General features: G+C 71.2%; 15 protein-coding genes, 1 pseudogene and 1 riboswitch. Of the genes and pseudogenes, 15 read left to right on the plus strand and 1 reads right to left on the minus strand.

Annotated elements, in window-relative coordinates; translation table 11 throughout:
• The first annotated feature begins 68 nt into the window (after positions 1–68).
• The 5 genes from FCN18_RS18195 (at position 69) to FCN18_RS18215 (ending at position 3,684) form a co-directional block, all read left to right on the plus strand.
• Positions 69–527, plus strand: coding sequence for a carboxymuconolactone decarboxylase family protein (locus tag FCN18_RS18195; RefSeq protein ID WP_113641247.1), 459 nt, complete (start codon positions 69–71; stop codon positions 525–527).
• Between the two features lie 10 nt (positions 528–537).
• Positions 538–972, plus strand: a complete 435-nt coding sequence (locus FCN18_RS18200; RefSeq protein WP_137095678.1) for a nuclear transport factor 2 family protein — start codon at positions 538–540, stop codon at positions 970–972.
• Positions 973–1,022: 50 nt separating this feature from the next.
• On the plus strand, positions 1,023–1,550 hold the full coding sequence (locus tag FCN18_RS18205) for a gamma carbonic anhydrase family protein (RefSeq protein WP_112264908.1): 528 nt from the start codon (positions 1,023–1,025) through the stop codon (positions 1,548–1,550).
• Between the two features lie 94 nt (positions 1,551–1,644).
• Entirely contained in the window at positions 1,645–2,313 is a 669-nt protein-coding gene (locus tag FCN18_RS18210; protein WP_137095679.1) for a hypothetical protein, read from the plus strand.
• A riboswitch (ZMP/ZTP riboswitch) is annotated at positions 2,311–2,386 on the plus strand. Its footprint overlaps the gene before it by 3 nt.
• Positions 2,387–2,415: 29 nt before the next feature.
• On the plus strand, positions 2,416–3,684 hold the full coding sequence (locus FCN18_RS18215; protein ID WP_137095680.1) for a serine hydroxymethyltransferase: 1,269 nt from the start codon (positions 2,416–2,418) through the stop codon (positions 3,682–3,684).
• Between the two features lie 57 nt (positions 3,685–3,741).
• On the opposite strand, the gene FCN18_RS18220 is transcribed toward FCN18_RS18215, so the two are convergent.
• On the minus strand, positions 3,742–4,257 hold the full coding sequence (locus tag FCN18_RS18220; protein WP_112264904.1) for an inorganic diphosphatase: 516 nt from the start codon (positions 4,255–4,257) through the stop codon (positions 3,742–3,744).
• A gap of 155 nt (positions 4,258–4,412) precedes the next feature.
• On the opposite strand from FCN18_RS18220, the gene dacB reads away from it, so the two are divergent.
• The 10 genes and pseudogenes from dacB to FCN18_RS18270 all read left to right on the plus strand — a co-directional run.
• Complete coding sequence (gene dacB / locus FCN18_RS18225; protein ID WP_228714030.1) at positions 4,413–6,266, plus strand: D-alanyl-D-alanine carboxypeptidase/D-alanyl-D-alanine endopeptidase; 1,854 nt, start codon at positions 4,413–4,415, stop codon at positions 6,264–6,266.
• Positions 6,267–6,287: 21 nt separating this feature from the next.
• A complete protein-coding gene (locus FCN18_RS18230) occupies positions 6,288–7,346 on the plus strand; it encodes a zinc-dependent metalloprotease (protein WP_137095681.1) in 1,059 nt (352 codons plus the stop codon).
• Positions 7,325–8,290 carry a tRNA lysidine(34) synthetase TilS gene (gene tilS, locus FCN18_RS18235; RefSeq protein ID WP_112264902.1) on the plus strand — a complete coding sequence of 322 codons (966 nt, stop codon included), beginning with the start codon at positions 7,325–7,327 and terminating at the stop codon, positions 8,288–8,290. The genes FCN18_RS18230 and tilS overlap by 22 nt, the downstream gene beginning before the upstream one ends.
• A gap of 35 nt (positions 8,291–8,325) precedes the next feature.
• Positions 8,326–8,880, plus strand: a complete 555-nt coding sequence (gene hpt, locus FCN18_RS18240; RefSeq protein ID WP_110343857.1) for a hypoxanthine phosphoribosyltransferase — start codon at positions 8,326–8,328, stop codon at positions 8,878–8,880.
• Positions 8,881–9,026: 146 nt separating this feature from the next.
• Entirely contained in the window at positions 9,027–9,395 is a 369-nt protein-coding gene (locus FCN18_RS18245) for a hypothetical protein (RefSeq protein ID WP_112264900.1), read from the plus strand.
• A gap of 18 nt (positions 9,396–9,413) precedes the next feature.
• Entirely contained in the window at positions 9,414–10,769 is a 1,356-nt protein-coding gene (locus tag FCN18_RS18250; protein ID WP_137095682.1) for a hypothetical protein, read from the plus strand.
• A gap of 3 nt (positions 10,770–10,772) precedes the next feature.
• Positions 10,773–11,564 carry an ESX secretion-associated protein EspG gene (locus FCN18_RS18255; protein ID WP_113641243.1) on the plus strand — a complete coding sequence of 264 codons (792 nt, stop codon included), beginning with the start codon at positions 10,773–10,775 and terminating at the stop codon, positions 11,562–11,564.
• Positions 11,565–11,619: 55 nt separating this feature from the next.
• Complete coding sequence (locus FCN18_RS18260; RefSeq protein WP_113641316.1) at positions 11,620–12,411, plus strand: ESX secretion-associated protein EspG; 792 nt, start codon at positions 11,620–11,622, stop codon at positions 12,409–12,411.
• Positions 12,412–12,642: 231 nt separating this feature from the next.
• Positions 12,643–15,054, plus strand: coding sequence for an ATP-dependent zinc metalloprotease FtsH (gene ftsH / locus FCN18_RS18265; RefSeq protein ID WP_137095683.1), 2,412 nt, complete (start codon positions 12,643–12,645; stop codon positions 15,052–15,054).
• 58 nt (positions 15,055–15,112) lie between these two features.
• Positions 15,113–15,340: pseudogene (locus FCN18_RS18270) on the plus strand (GTP cyclohydrolase I); the annotation flags it as partial.
• Positions 15,341–15,386: the final 46 nt, after the last annotated feature.

Below are 15,386 nucleotides of genomic sequence, written 5' to 3' on the forward strand. Positions count from 1 at the left end.
TTCCTCCGTCGTTATCCGTCATGGCGTTGACGGACCGAATCCGACCGATATGACAAGTGAGGACGAACATGCAGGCACGGATGACCCACCCCGCCTTTCTCATTCCCGCCGCGATGAAGGGCCTCCAGGCATACGGCCGCTCCGCGGACGACCAGGGCGTGCCCGCCACCACGCTGGAAATGGTTCACCTGCGGGCGAGTCAGATCAACGGCTGCAGCGTCTGCGTGGAGCTGCACGCGAACGCGCTCAAGAAGGCCGGCGAGTCCGACGAGCGGATCTTCGCGGTCGCCGCGTGGCGGGACGCGCCCTACTTCACCGATGCCGAGCGGGCCGCGCTGGAGCTCGCCGAGGCGACCACCCGGGTGGCCGACCGCGGCGACCCGGTGTCGGACGAGCTCTGGGCCGAGATCAGCAGGCACTACGACGAGCGGGGCATCTCCGCGCTGCTCATCGCGATCTCCGCGGTCAACGTGTGGAACCGGCTCAACGCCGCCACCCGCCAGCCGGCCGGCCAGTGGAAGCCCTAGGGAGGCACCGATGACGGAGTTCCGTGCTCTCTCCGACCGGCTCGAGATCGAGGCGTTGCGCGGTGAGTTCACCGACGCCGGGATGATGCGCGACTACGACCGGTTCGCGTCGCTGTTCACAGACGACGGAGTGTGGAAGATCCCCGGCGCGGGCGTCGAGCTCCGCGGCAGGGCGGAGATCCGCGCCGGGATCGAGCGGTTGCGAGGCGGCTGGGACTACTTCGTGCAGACCGTGCACCCCGGCTGGATCGGCATCGAGGGCGACACGGCGGCGGGCCGAGCCTACGTCGCGGAGTTCGGGCGCTTGCGCGATGGCGGCTCGCATTCGAACCACGCCCTCTACCACGACCGCTACCGGCGCACTCCGGAAGGCTGGAAGTTCGCCGAGCGCGTCTACGAGGTCAGGTATCTCGACACGACCCCGCTGGCCGGCTCGGCGCCGTAGTGGATCGCGCGACGCCCTGGCCGGGCCGATACCTGGCTAGGGTGTCGCACATGCCGATGTTCGCCTTCGAGGGCAAGACTCCGCAGGTCCATCCCGACGCCTGGATCGCACCCACCGCCACCCTGATCGGCGACGTTGTCGTCGAGAAGGGCGCCTCCGTCTGGTATGGCGCGGTGATCCGCGCGGATTTCGGCAGGATCGTCATCCGCGAGGGCGCCAACGTGCAGGACAACTCGGTGCTGCACGTCGGCGACGGCGTGTGCGAGGTGGGTCCGAACGCGACGGTCGGCCACTCGTGCGTCGTGCACGACTGCACGGTCGGTGAGCAGGCCCTCATCGGCAACCACGCGACGGTGCTCGACAAGGCCACGGTGGGCGCGCGCACGCTGGTGGCGGCGGGGTCGACCGTCCCGCCGAACGCCGAGGTGCCCCCGGACGTCGTCGCACTCGGCAGCCCAGCGACGAAGTTCCTGCCGCACTCGGAGTCCGCGCGTGGGTGGGTCGAGTACAACGCCGAGATCTACCGGCAGCTCGCCCGCAGGCACGCCGAGACCATCGAGCCGGTCGAAGAATCCTGACCCTCCACGTCAAGGGTCGGCCTTGGGGGCAGTCGGCACCTGGCGTTGGGGTGCGCGTCACCCGGTAGACCACCTCGGCTGGTAGACCGGCGGCGTGGACTGGGGCGCGTACGTCGACGGCTACTGCGAGCGGCTCGGTCCCGGGCTGTGGGGCGAGCCGCTCAACACCGTGAGCAACCTGGCGTTCCTGGCCGCCGCCGTGGCTGTGTGGCGGCAGGCGCGCGGCGCGACCGGGCCGAGGGTGCTCGCGGTGCTGCTCGGCCTGATCTTCCTGGCCAGCACGGCCTTCCACGCTCTCGCGACGCGCTGGGCCGGCGCCGCCGACACGTTCTTCATCCTCGTGTTCGTGCTCGCCTACACGGTGGTCTTCACCCACGTCTTCCTCGGCGTCCGCTGGGCGAGGGCGTGGCTCGCGGCGCCGGTTTTCCTCGCCCTCACCGTGGTCGTCACCGCCGCGCTCGCGCCGCTGGACTTCGACGGCGCGAGCTACGTCGCCCCGCTGCTCGGCCTCTTCGGACTCGCCGCGCTGCTCGCCACGGCGCGGAGCCGGCGCGTGCGCCGATACTGGCCGAGGTTCGCGCTGACCGGTGGGCTCTTCGGCGTCTCGCTGTCGCTGCGCTCCGCGGACCACTCCGTGTGCGGCGGTTTCCCGCCCGGCACCCACTTCCTGTGGCACCTGCTGAACGCCGTCGTGCTGTACGTGGTCTCCCTCGCTGCACTGCGGGAATGGGCCCCGCGTCCACTACCATCGAGGGCGCAGTAGCGACTGGCGCCATCGAGGTGGAGCACCACCGGGGAGCGAAACAGGGCCGGCACCGCGCGCCTGGGTGTCCGCACCGCCCTACGCATGCCAGGAGTCCGTGACATGACGCATCAGCCAGCGATTCCAACGTTGTCCTCCGCCGACCCCGAGATCGCCGGGTTGATCGAGGCGGAGGCCGCTCGTCAGCACGACAAGATCCGTCTCATCGCGTCGGAGAACTATGTGTCGCAGGCGGTGCTCGAGGCCACCGGCACGGTGCTCACCAACAAGTACTCCGAAGGCTACGCGGGCAAGCGCTACTACGAGGGCCAGCAGCTGATCGATCCCGTCGAGCTGCTCGCCATCGAGCGCGCCAAGGCGGTGTTCGGCGTCGAGCACGCCAACGTGCAGCCCTACTCCGGCTCCCCTGCCAACCTCGCCGCCTACCTCGCGTTCGCGAAGCCCGGCGACACGGTGCTCGGCATGGCGCTGCCCGACGGCGGTCACCTCACCCACGGCTGGTCGGTCTCCGCCACGGGCAAGTGGTTCAACGCGGTGCGCTACGGCGTGCGCAAGGAGACCGGCAGGGTCGACCTCGACCAGGTGCGCGACCTCGCCCGCGAGCACCGGCCCAAGCTGATCTTCGCGGGCGGCACGGCCATCCCGCGCACCATCGACTTCCCCGCGTTCGCCGAGATCGCCCGCGAGGTCGACGCGGTGCTCGTGGCCGACATTGCGCACATCGCGGGTCTCGTCGCAGGTGGCGCGCACCCGTCGCCCGTCGGCCACGCCCAGGTGATCACCACCACCACGCACAAGACGTTGCGCGGTCCGCGCGGCGCGATGATCCTCTCCGACACCGAGCACGCCAAGGCCGTCGACAAGGCCGTGTTCCCCGGCCTGCAGGGCGGTCCGCACAACCACACCACGGCCGCGATCGCCGTCGCGCTCGGCGAGGCCGCGAAGCCCGGCTTCCGCGACTACGCCCACGCGATCGTCGCCAACGCCAGTGCGCTCGCAGAGGCCCTCATCGAGCGCGGCTACGACCTCGTCTCCGGTGGCACCGACAACCACCTGCTGCTGGTGGACCTCACCAACAAGCAGATCGGCGGCAAGCCGGCCGCGAGGGCGCTGGACGAGGCAGGCATCGAGCTGAACTACAACACCGTGCCGTTCGACCCGCGCAAGCCGTTCGACCCGTCCGGCATCCGCCTCGGCACGGCCGCGATCACCACCCGCGGGCTGAAGCCGGAGCACCAGCCGCTGATCGCCGAGTGGATCGACCGCACCATCACCGCTGCCGTCGCAGAGGACACGGCGGCGCTGCAGAAGATCTCCGCCGAGGTCCGCGAGCTGCTCTCGGCGTTCCCGATCCCTGGCTACCGGGCCTGAGTACGCCGAACGCCCCGTGGCCTGCCGGCCACGGGGCGTTCGGAAGTGCCTTGGAGATCAGTGCTCGCCGTCGTCGGCGGCCTGCTTCTCGCGGCGCTCGGCCTCACGCTCGTAGGAGCGCTTGATCTCGGTCTCCGCGTCGACGCGGCTGACCCACGTGGAGCCTTCCACGCTCTTGGCGGGCTCGAGGTCCTTGTACACCTGGAAGAAATGCTCGATCTCGAGCTTGTGGAACTCGTTCAGGTGGTGGATGTCGCGCAGGTGCTCCAGGCGGGGGTCGTCGGAGGGCACCGCGAGGACCTTGTCGTCCGGGCCCTTCTCGTCACGCATGCGGAACATCCCGATGGCGCGGCACCGGATCAGGCAGCCCGGGAATGTGGGCTCCTGCACCAGCACCAGCACATCCAGGGGGTCACCGTCCTGGCCGAGCGTGTCGTCGATGAAGCCGTAGTCGGCCGGGTACTGGGTGGCCGTGAACAGGGTGCGGTCGAGCTTGATGCGCCCCGTCTTGTGGTCCACCTCGTACTTGTTGCGCTCCCCCTTGGGGATCTCGATCGTGACGTCGAATTCCACGCCGTCCTCGCTGCCTCGTCGCCTGCGTGCCGCGTCCGGGCGGCTCACATTGTCCAGTTACCGTCCTCACTAGTGTGGACCACGGATCGGACGGGTGCCGCACTGCTGGCCGCAAGTGTGACGTTGGCCCCGTCGAAGGCGGCGAGGAGGGGTGTGTGCCCGGCACGGACGAGACGCCAGAGCCCGCGTGGCCGTCGGCCGACCACGACACGGCAGGCGAGAACGAGCCGGAGGGCAGAACCCACGAGCTGCCGATGCCGAACGCGAGCCTGCCGGAGCAGCCCACGGTCTTCGTGCCCAAGCCCCCCGCTGCGCCGGTGCCCCGGCCGCAGCAGCCGCCACGCCCGCAGGCCCGACCCCAGCCCCAACCCCACGCACAACCTCCGCCACGACCTCAGCAGGCGCCACCACCTCCGGCTCCGGATCCGCGACCGCAGCAACAACAACAGCAGGCACAGCCGGCGCAGGCCCCCGGGCGCATCGAGATCAAGCCCGCGAACGCTCACGCCGTGCCCATGCGGATCGAGCCGACCGGGCAGCAGCACCCCGCCGAGACGAAAGCCGAGGCCGGGGAGCCGCAGCGGGAGCCGGCAGCCGAGGGCCCGCCCAAGCGCAGGCGCCGCGCGTGGTGGATAGCCGGTGCGGCCGTGGTGCTCGTGGTGGCGCTGGGCGTCGCCGCGGCGTTGCCCTATGTCTCCAACCGCCTCGGCCTGCCGTGGGCTCCGAACGCGCCGAAGGGCGACCCGCCGCGGCCGATCGCCGTCAGCCGCGACCTCGCGGGCCCGTCGACCTCGGGTCCCGCGCCGACCCCCGCAGGGGTCTCGCAGGCCATTTCCGGGGCCGTGAGCAACCCGGCGCTCGGCACGCTCACCGGCACGGTGATCGACCCGGTCAGCGGCACGACGCTGTGGGAGAAGAACGCGGGACAGCCGATCACGCCCGCGTCCACCACCAAGGTCCTCACCGCCGCGGCCGCGCTGCTGGCCCTCGATCACGGCACCCAGTTCTCGACCAAGGTCGTCGAGGGCTCCCAGCCGGGCAGCGTCGTGCTGGTCGCAGGCGGTGACATCACCCTCTCCTCGCTGCCAGACGGGCAGGAGTCGGTCTACCGGGGCGCAGCGCACCTCGACGACCTCGTCGCCCAGGTGAAGGAGGCCACCGGCGGCGACGTCAGCCAGGTCCAGCTCGACCTCAGCGCGTTCACCGGGCCCACGTCGGCGGAGGGCTGGGCGCCAGAGGACGCGCCGTCCACGTACATGGCTCCCGTCGAGCCCGCCATGCTCGACGGCGGACGCAGCGTGCCCGACGACGACGGGTCGATGCGCACCGGCAGGCCCGCCGAACAGCTCGCCGGTGAACTCGCGAGCAGGCTCGGCGCGCAGGTCGCGAGCACCCCGGCCACCACGGCGCCGCAGGGTGCCCGCGTGCTCGGCGAGGTGAAGTCAGCGCCGCTGACCGAGCTCGTCGACACCGCCCTGTCGATCTCCGACAACCTCCTCGCCGACGTGATCGCGCGGCACGTCGCGATCGCAGAGGGCGCCGAGCCGTCGTTCACCGGCGGCGCGCAGGCGACGCTCGACGTGCTCTCCCGCAACGGGTTCGACGTCACCGGAGTCGAGCTGAGCGACGGCAGTGGATTGTCCCTGCGCAACAAGGTCCCCGCGAAGCTGCTCGGCGAGCTGCTCTCGGTCGCGGCCGCACCGGACGGCAAGGGCGACCCGCGCACCGCGAAGCTGCGCCCGCTGCTCGGCGGCCTCCCCGTCGCCGGTGGCAGCGGCACGCTGGCCGAGCGCTACACCGAGGGCGCCGCCGCCGAGGGCAAGGGATGGGTCCGCGGCAAGACCGGCACGATCCCCTCCGACGGCATCAACTCCCTCGCCGGACTCGTGCTCGACACCGACGGGCGGGTGCTGGTGTTCGCGCTCATGACCGTGGGCTCGCAGACCGAGGCCGGACGGGCGGGGCTGGACGCGATCACGGCGACTCTGCGCGGGTGTGGCTGCGGCTGACGAACGGGTAGCGTCGGGAACGTGAACACGGTGAACCAGCAGTCGCAGGCGAATCCGCTGGTCGACTGGTCCGTGGCCGCTTCGGCCGGCGCCTACCTCGTGCGTGGTGGTCCCGTCGTGCCGAGGGAGGAGGCCGAGCGCGCGGTCACCGAGCTGCGCGAGCTGACCGTCGACGCGGAGCGGCACGTCCGCGACCTGACCGGCCTCGGCGCGGGGCTGCCGCTGCTGCCCGGTGACGTCGTCGACCGGCCGGGCTGGGTGCGCGCCGCCGCGGCCGGGCTCGACGAGCTCACCAGCCGCGCACTGCCGAGCGGACCGGGTGGCCCGTTGACGCCGCTCGTCGCGGGCGGCGCCGGCCTCCAGACCGGTGTGGTGCTGGCGTTCCTCGGCGCCCGCGTGCTCGGGCAGTACGACCCGTTCGGCGGCGAGGACAAGGAGGGCAGGCTCCTGCTGGTCGCCCCCAACGTCGTCACCGCGCAGCGCGCGATGGGCGTGTCCGGACGCGACTTCCGGCTGTGGGTGTGCCTGCACGAGTGCACTCACCGGCTGCAGTTCACCGCGGTCCCGTGGCTGCGCGACTACTTCGCCGACGAGGTGGCGGCGCTCGTCGGCGGGCTCGCCGACAGCGACGGCCTCGGCACCGTCCTCAGCAGGTTGCCCGAGACGCTCAAGGAGGCGCGGCGTGCCAAGTCGGACGGCTCGATGGGCCTCGCCGAGCTGCTGCAGTCGCCGCAGCAGCGGGCCGTCTTCGACAAGCTGCTGGCGCTCTCCACTCTGCTGGAGGGCCACGCCGACTACGTGATGGACGCCGTGGGCCCCGATGTGGTCCCCAGCGTCGCGACGATCCGCCGCCGGTTCACCGAGCGCCGCAAGGGCGGCGGCCTGCTCGACCGGCTGCTGCGCAGCCTGCTCGGCGTCGACGCGAAGATCCGGCAGTACGCGCTGGGCGCGAAGTTCACGAAGCACGTGATCGACGAGGTCGGCATGGAGGGTTTCAACGCCGTGTGGCGCTCGCCCGTCACCCTGCCGACCCGGGCCGAGATCAGGGATCCGCAGGCGTGGGTTCGCCGGATGCGCTGAGCGCCGTCCGCAGGGCCGTGCGGGACTTTCTGGCCCGCCACGAGTACCTGGTCGCGGGCGGAGAGCTGTTCGTCGCGGTTTCGGGCGGAGCCGACTCGCTCGCGCTCACCGACGCCGCCGCGCGGGCGGCGCACCGGGCCGGGCTGCGCCTGACCGCACTCGTCGTCGACCACCGGCTGCAGGACGGCTCCGCCGAGGTCGCCGCGACGGCCGCCGCCACCGCGCGCAAGCTCGGCGCCGACGAGGCGAGGGTGCTCACCGTGACCGTGTCCGGTCCCGGCGGGCTCGAGGCGGCCGCCCGCACCGCGCGCTACTCGGCACTGCGCCGCGCCCTGCCGGAGGAGGGCGGGCTCGTGTTGCTCGGCCACACCCGCGACGACCAGGCCGAGACCGTGCTACTCGGGCTGGGCCGGGGCTCGGGGCCGAGATCGGTCGCCGGGATGCGACCGCTCGACCCGCCGTGGGGTCGGCCGCTGCTCGCGCTGCCGAGGTCGGCCACCGCCCGCGCGTGTGCCGAGCTCGGCGTCGAGCCGTGGACCGACCCGCACAACGCCGACCCCCGCTACACGCGGGTGCGGCTGCGGCGCGAGGTGCTGCCCCTGCTGGAGGACGTCCTCAACGGAGGTGTCGCCGCCGCGCTCGCCCGCACCGCGGCGCAGTTGCGGGAGGACAGCGATGCCCTCGACGGCCTCGCCGCGGAGCTGCTGGAGCGGGCGCGCGACGGGGCGACGCTCGACGTGGGCGTGCTCGCGCAGGCGCAGGCGGCACTGCGGCGGCGTGCACTGCGCACGTGGCTTCTCGACGCCGGCGTGCGTGAGCTGACCGACGCCCACCTGCGTTCGGTCGACGCGCTCGTCGGTGAATGGCGGGGGCAGGGAGGCGTGTGGCTACCCGGCAATTTTGAAGCGCGCAGATCACGTGGAAAGCTCTGCGTGGAAGCGTGAAGGCTCCCGAACCCACCACAAGAGGGGACTGGCCCGTGTACGAAGGCGACATCGCCTCCGTGCTCATCACCGAGCAAGAGATCAAAGACAAGATCGCGGAGCTGGCCGAGAAGGTCGCTGCCGACTACCCGCAGGAAGGCCGGGGGGCGGACCTCGTGCTGGTCGGCGTGTTGAAGGGCGCGGTCATGTTCATGACCGACTTCGCAAGGGCGCTGCCCATTCCGGCGCAGATGGAGTTCATGGCCGTCTCGTCGTACGGCTCGGCCACCTCCTCGTCGGGCGTCGTGCGGATCCTCAAGGACCTCGACCGCGACATCGCGGGCAGGGACGTGCTGATCGTCGAGGACATCGTCGACTCGGGACTGACCTTGTCGTGGCTGCTCAAGAACCTGAGCGCCCGCAACCCGGCATCGCTCAACGTGGTCTCGCTGCTGCGCAAGCGCGAGGCCGTGCAGGTGGATGTCCCCGTGCGCTACATCGGTTTCGACATCCCGAACGAATTCGTGATCGGGTACGGGCTCGACTACGCGGAGCGTTACCGCGACCTGCCGTTCATCGGGACGTTGGATCCGAAGGTTTACTCCTCGTAGTCGCAGGTGAACGCATTGCGTCACCATCAGTGATGCGGAACCCTGAGCACCGAGAACGCGTCATACGGGCACAGCTGTTGCGTTAACCTAAGCGAAGATCACAGGCGTTTTTCTGGCTGTGCTGGGGACAGGAGAGAGCGGAAAAGATGGGGAACAGCAGCTACGCGGATGCCGCCGCGTTCCGGGCCGCGGCCGCGACCGGTCAGGTCGGCGTCGATCCCGACGCCGCACAGGGTGTGTTGAACAAGATCCGCACCGGCAAGGACGAGGTCGAGGCGCTGCTGGCGAACGCGGGAGCGCTCGCGACGCAGCCCAAGCTGGGAGCCAACCCGGTGGGCAACGCCATCGCCGCGAAGTTCTCCGAGCGCGCCGACGGGGGCGGCGACTCGTACGCGCAGGCGCTGCAGAACCTCTACACCCAGTACGAGCAGGCCGAGCAGGCCATCCTCACGGCGATGAGCCGTTACCACGAGATCGACGAGGCCGGCGCCGACCCGTTCCGCGGTCAGGCGTAATCCAGGGGGAGCGAAGACATGGCATTCGAGAACTCCGGTCAGCCGCAACCGGGCTCCACGGTTCCGCTGGGGGACAACTCCGAGGTCGCGGACATCGTCCAGCAGGCGAGGGGCCGTGCCGACGGCTTCGCATACGGCGACGACCGCGCGATCGGCGACCGGCCGAACTGGCACGCGCAGGAGAGCCAGCAGCTCTACAACTTCGCCACGGTCAACAACGAGCCGGGCACGGCCGAGGAACTCGGCCATTCGTGGTCGAACCACAGCGCGAGCCTCAGCAGGGCCTCCGAGGATCTCTACAACGCGATCTCCGAACTCGGTGCCGCGTGGATCGGCCAGGGTGCCGGTGCGGCGCAGGGCGCCCTCGTCGGCATCGCCAACTCCAGCGCGCAGGCCTCCGAGGCGGCCAACACGATGAGCTCGCGGCTCGCGCAGCAGGCCGCGGCCGCCGCCGAGCTGAAGAAGATGCCGCAGCCGGTCGAGTTCGACCCCGGTCAGCAGACCGCGGCCATGCTGGCGGGTGGGCCCGCCGCGATGGTCAAGGACATGAAGCCGCAGTTCGACGCCGCCAACGACGTGAAGGCCCAGCAGGTCGCGTACCTGGAGGCCTACACCACGGCGATGTCGGAGATCGACGGCACGACCCCGAGCTTCGGGCCCGAGTCGCTCGGCCTCAAGCCGCTGGCGGGCACGCCCGGCTCGTACGCGGGCCCGGTCGGCGGCGTCGGCGGCTACGGGGGCCCCGGCGCGGGTGCTCCCGGCGCAATGCTCGCCGGCCTCGGCGCAACCCCGCCCATCGTCACCCAGGGCGCGGACAACGGCGTCGCCGCCTCCGGCTTCACCGGTGGTCCGCACCAGGCGCCGCCGCAGGCGCCCGCCGCGGCCGCACCGGCTCCGGGACCGGGCGCGGGCACGGGCACCGGGGCGGGCTCCGTTCCCGCCGCACCCCCGGCGTCCAGCGGCGGTCCGAACCTCGCCGCGCTCGGCGGCGCGGTCGCCGGTGGCGCTCTCGGCTACGCGGGGGCCCGCTCTCTGGCCAAGGGCAGCCGCAGTGGCAGCACCAAGCAGTCGTCCACCGACACCACGGCCTCGGGCAACAGCCAGCAGGCAGGCAGCGCCGCCTCGGTCGCGCCGCAGCAGCAGGGTGTCGTGAACCCGGCGGGCACCATCGGCGGTGCCGCCACGCCGCCCGCCGCCCCGATGGGGGGCATGGGCGGTATGGGTGCTGGTGCCGCGCAGCAGGAGGAGGACAAGGAGCACACGCACGCCTCCTTCCTCATCGAGGCGGACCCCGACGAGACCTTCGGCGCCACGCAGGCCACGCCGCCGCCGGTGCTCGGCGCCTGGGGACCCGACGACGACGAGGAGCGGTAGGCGGTGTCGGTGCGGCTCACTCCGCTGGAGTTCGACTTCCTGTGGGAGTCCGCCGGCATCGGTGAACTGCCCTACCCACTCCAGGTCCGCTCCCACGGCGAGACGATGGAGGAGCGCGCCACGCTGCGCCAGCAGGTGCTCGCCGAGCTGGCGCGGCGCGGCATCGTCGACGACCAGGGCAGGCCGCAGCCGCACATCGAGGACCTGCTCGGGGTGATCGCCGGCTCCGACGTGAGCCTGGACTCCGTGCAGATCAGCGCGCCGAGCGCCGAGCCGCAACTGGCCGTCGTCGCCGCGCTGGGCTCGCAGGGCACCATGCTGATCAGGGATCCGCAGGGGTTCTTCGTCGACCGGGTGCCCTCGGACGGGCTCGCGAGCGCGATCGTCGGCCTGCTGCCCGCCGCCCCGCGTGGCAAGGAGAAGTCGATCACGGTCCCGCTCGAGCAGCTGCTGTCCGGGCCTGGTGTCGACTTCATGCAGCGCAGGGCGCCCTCTCCCGACGGAGGACGCGCGAGCGTGGACGAGGACCGCAAGGCGCTGGCCCGGCTGCACGCGCAGCCGCGCCAGCGCGGTGGGCAGATCGGTGCCAACGCGCGCAGCCGCACCGGCAGCAAGAGCCGGATGCCAGTGCTGAGCTGGTTCGACACCGAGACCGGGCGGTACTTCACACAGGCGACACGGGGCCGGGACGGTCGCGACTGGATCACGATCGCGCCCGCCGACGCCGCGACCCTGCGGCACCGGCTCTCCGAGATGCTGGCCGGGGCGGTGAGCTCCACCGCGGCACCGCTCTGAGCCCGACCCCGTCAGCTAGTCTTCCCAGCGAACCGTGGCTGACATGGGGAGGATCGTGCCCACGCAGGAGTTCTTCACGCCGGTCGCCTTCGACTTCCTCTGGGAGTCGGCCGGCATCGGTGAGCTGCCTTACCCGCTGCGGGTCCGCTCGCACGGCCGTACCGAAATGGAGCGCAGGGAGCTGCGCAGGCGCGTCGACGCCGAGTTCGCCGCCCGCGGCATCCAGGACTCGCCGGTCGAGGAGTGGCTCGCGCTGCTCGCGCGGCCGTCGACCAGCATCGACGCGCTGTTCATTCCCGAGTTCCAGGCCCCGCCGGTCGGGGCGCTCGCCGCCTCGGACGGCAGGCAGGCGGTGCTGGCGATCCAGGACGCGAGCGGTATCTGGCTGCGCCCGATCTACCCGGAGGGCCTCGCGTCCGCGGTGGTCGAGCTGCTCCCCCCAGCGCCGCGCGGCAGCGAGGCGTCCATCACGCTCCCCATCGACGAGGCGCTGCGCACACAACCCGCTCGCTCCGGTGTCGTGGCGGGTACGTCGGCGTCGGCCGAGAGAGGTGGCGCACGCAGGCGCACGGGCCTGTCAGAGCGGACCACCGACCCCCGTCAGGCGTACGCCCAGCTGATCGCGCAGCCGAGGTCGCGTGGAGGTCAGCTCGCCGCCAACAGCCGCGACGACCTGGGCGGAAAGCGTCGTTCGGCGGTGCTCGCGTGGTTCGACACGGGTACGGGCCGCTACCTCAGCCTCTCCCGCGCCGGCACCGACGGCAGGGAGTGGGTGACGGTGTCGCCCGCCGACGCGAAGACCCTGCGTACCCGGCTCGGCGAGATGGTGGCGACCGTCTCGCGGTAGGGGTGACGGCTCCGTTCGCGTCCGCGCATTGAGTTGCGTGTCAGCCGGTGGGAACATCGGGTCGCTGGTGGCCGTTGTCCTCCTGGAGGATCGCCCGGCTGCCTCGTCAGGCCGGGCGGTACCCTGGTGGGACGGCTAACCCCGTGCCCATCGCAGTTGTCAACACCGTGACGGCGGATGTGACATGTACCGCCTAGCCAGGGAGGGTCGAGGCCACCACGGCCGGATCTAATGGACCGCAAGCGCCTGCTCAAGAACCCACTGCTGTGGATAGTCGCGGTTCTGCTGCTCTATTTCGCCTTCAGCATGATCTTCGACAGCGACCGCGGGTACACACACGTACCCACGTCGCAGGCCGTCCAGCAGATCGAGTCCGGCAACGTCACGGAAGCGAACCTGGAGGACAAGGAACAGCAGCTCAAGCTGCACCTGGCCGACGCGATCGAGGTCGACGGCCAGCAGGTCAACCAGGTCATCACCAAGTTCCCTGCGGGTGCCTCGGGGCAGCTGTACAACGGGCTGATCGACGCGCGCAACGGCGACTCGGGCGTCCGGTTCGACACCACCGTCACGCAGGACTCGTTCTTCACGCAGCTGCTCATCTACATGATCCCGCTCGGGATCCTGCTGCTCCTGCTGATGTGGATGATGAACAACGCGCAGGGCGGCGGTAACCGGGTCCTCAACTTCGGCAAGTCCAAGGCCAAGCAGCTCAACAAGGACATGCCCAAGACCACGTTCACCGACGTGGCCGGCGCCGACGAGGCCGTCGAGGAACTGCACGAGATCAAGGACTTCCTGCAGAACCCGGCGCGCTACCAGGCACTCGGCGCCAAGATCCCGAAGGGCGTGCTGCTCTACGGCCCGCCCGGCACCGGTAAGACGCTGCTCGCGCGTGCCGTCGCCGGTGAGGCGGGCGTGCCGTTCTACACGATCTCCGGTTCCGACTTCGTCGAGATGTTCGTCGGTGTCGGCGCCTCCCGCGTGCGTGATCTCTTCGAGCAGGCGAAGCAGAACGCGCCGTGCATCATCTTCGTCGACGAGATCGACGCGGTCGGCCGCCAGCGTGGCGCCGGCCTCGGCGGTGGGCACGACGAGCGCGAGCAGACGCTGAACCAGCTGCTCGTCGAGATGGACGGCTTCGACTCGCGCGGCGGGATCATCCTCATCGCCGCCACCAACCGGCCCGACATCCTCGACCCGGCGCTGCTGCGCCCCGGCCGCTTCGACCGGCAGATCCCGGTGTCCGCGCCCGACCTGCGTGGCCGCAGGGCGATCCTGGAGGTCCACTCCAAGGGCAAGCCGTTCGCGCAGAACGTCGACCTCAGCTCGCTGGCCAAGCGCACCGTGGGCATGTCCGGTGCCGACCTCGCCAACGTGATCAACGAGGCGGCGCTGCTCACCGCGCGGACGAACGGCAACGTCATCACCGACGCCGCGCTCGAGGAGTCGGTCGACCGCGTGATCGGCGGACCCGCGCGCAAGAGCCGGATCATCTCCGAGAAGGAGAAGAAGATCACCGCCTACCACGAGGGCGGGCACGCGCTGGCGGCGTGGGCGATGCCGGACATCGAGCCGGTCTACAAGCTCACGATCCTGCCCCGTGGCCGCACCGGTGGGCACGCGCTGCTCGTCCCCGAGGACGACAAGGAGCTGATGACCCGCTCCGAAATGATCGGCAGGCTCGTTTTCGCGATGGGCGGGCGCACCGCCGAGGAGCTCGTCTTCCACGAGCCCACCACGGGTGCGGTCTCCGACATCGAGCAGGCGACCAAGATCGCCAGGGCGATGGTCACCGAGTACGGCATGAGCCCGCGCCTCGGCGCCGTCAAGTACGGCCAGGAACAGGGCGACCCGTTCCTGGGGCGCTCGGCGGGCAGGCAGGCCGACTACTCCCTCGAGGTCGCGCACGAGATCGACGAGGAGGTCCGCAAGCTCATCGAGACCGCCCACACCGAGGCGTGGCAGGTGCTCAACACCTACCGCGACGTCCTCGACGAGTTGGTGGTCGAGTTGCTGGACAAGGAGACCCTGCAGCGCAGGGACCTCGAGCGCATCTTCGCGACGGTCGAGAAGCGCCCGCGCATCACCGCCTTCAACGAGTTCGGCGAGCGGCTGCCCTCGGACAAGCCGCCGATCAAGACGCCGGGCGAGCTGGCGATGGAGCGGGGCGAGCCGTGGCCGCCGCCGCAGCCGGAGAAGGAGCGGGAACCGGAGCCGGAGAGGGAGCCGGAGCCCGAGCCCACGCCCGTGGCGACCGCGCCCGGCGGCAGCGACTTGCCCGGCGGTCCGCCGTACAACAATCCGAGGCCGAGCAACCCGCCGTCGTCGTACAACCCGTACGCGCCGCCGGGTGGCGGCAGCGGTGGGTACCCGAACGGCACCCGCAGGCACAACGGCGGCCACGGCCAGGGCTCGCGGCCGCAGCAGCCCTACGGTGGCGGACAGTCCGGCGACTACCCCGCCGGCCCGCCGAACTACGGCGCGCCTCCGGGCTGGACCCCCGCCACCTCACCCGGTGGCAGCAGGCCCAGCCAGCCGTGGCGCCCCGCGCCCGGCAACGGTCCCGACCCGGCGCAGCCGCAGGGCGGCCAGCATCGCCAGGGCGATCCCGACGATCAGGACGGTCACCATCGGCAGTGAGTTGAGCGGCAACGGTCACGGGGCGCTGAACGAGGACACCCCCGTGGCGACGGGCCGGATGTTCGATCAGGCACGTGCGGAGAAGGCGGTGCGCGAGTTGTTGCTCGCGTGCGGCGAGGACCCGGACCGCGACGGGCTGACGGACACGCCGGCCCGTGTCGCGCGTGCGTACCGGGAGATGTTCGCGGGGCTCTACAACGACCCGGACCACGTGCTGGACCGGACCTTCGACGAGAGCCACGAGGAAATGGTGCTCGTCACCGACATCCCGATGTACAGCACCTGTGTGCCGAGCAAGCAGACTGTCAATGCGGTCGGCGGGCGCAAGCAGG

Origin of the sequence: Prauserella endophytica, from assembly GCF_005146945.1 — a bacterium.
GTDB lineage: Bacteria > Actinomycetota > Actinomycetes > Mycobacteriales > Pseudonocardiaceae > Prauserella_A > Prauserella_A endophytica.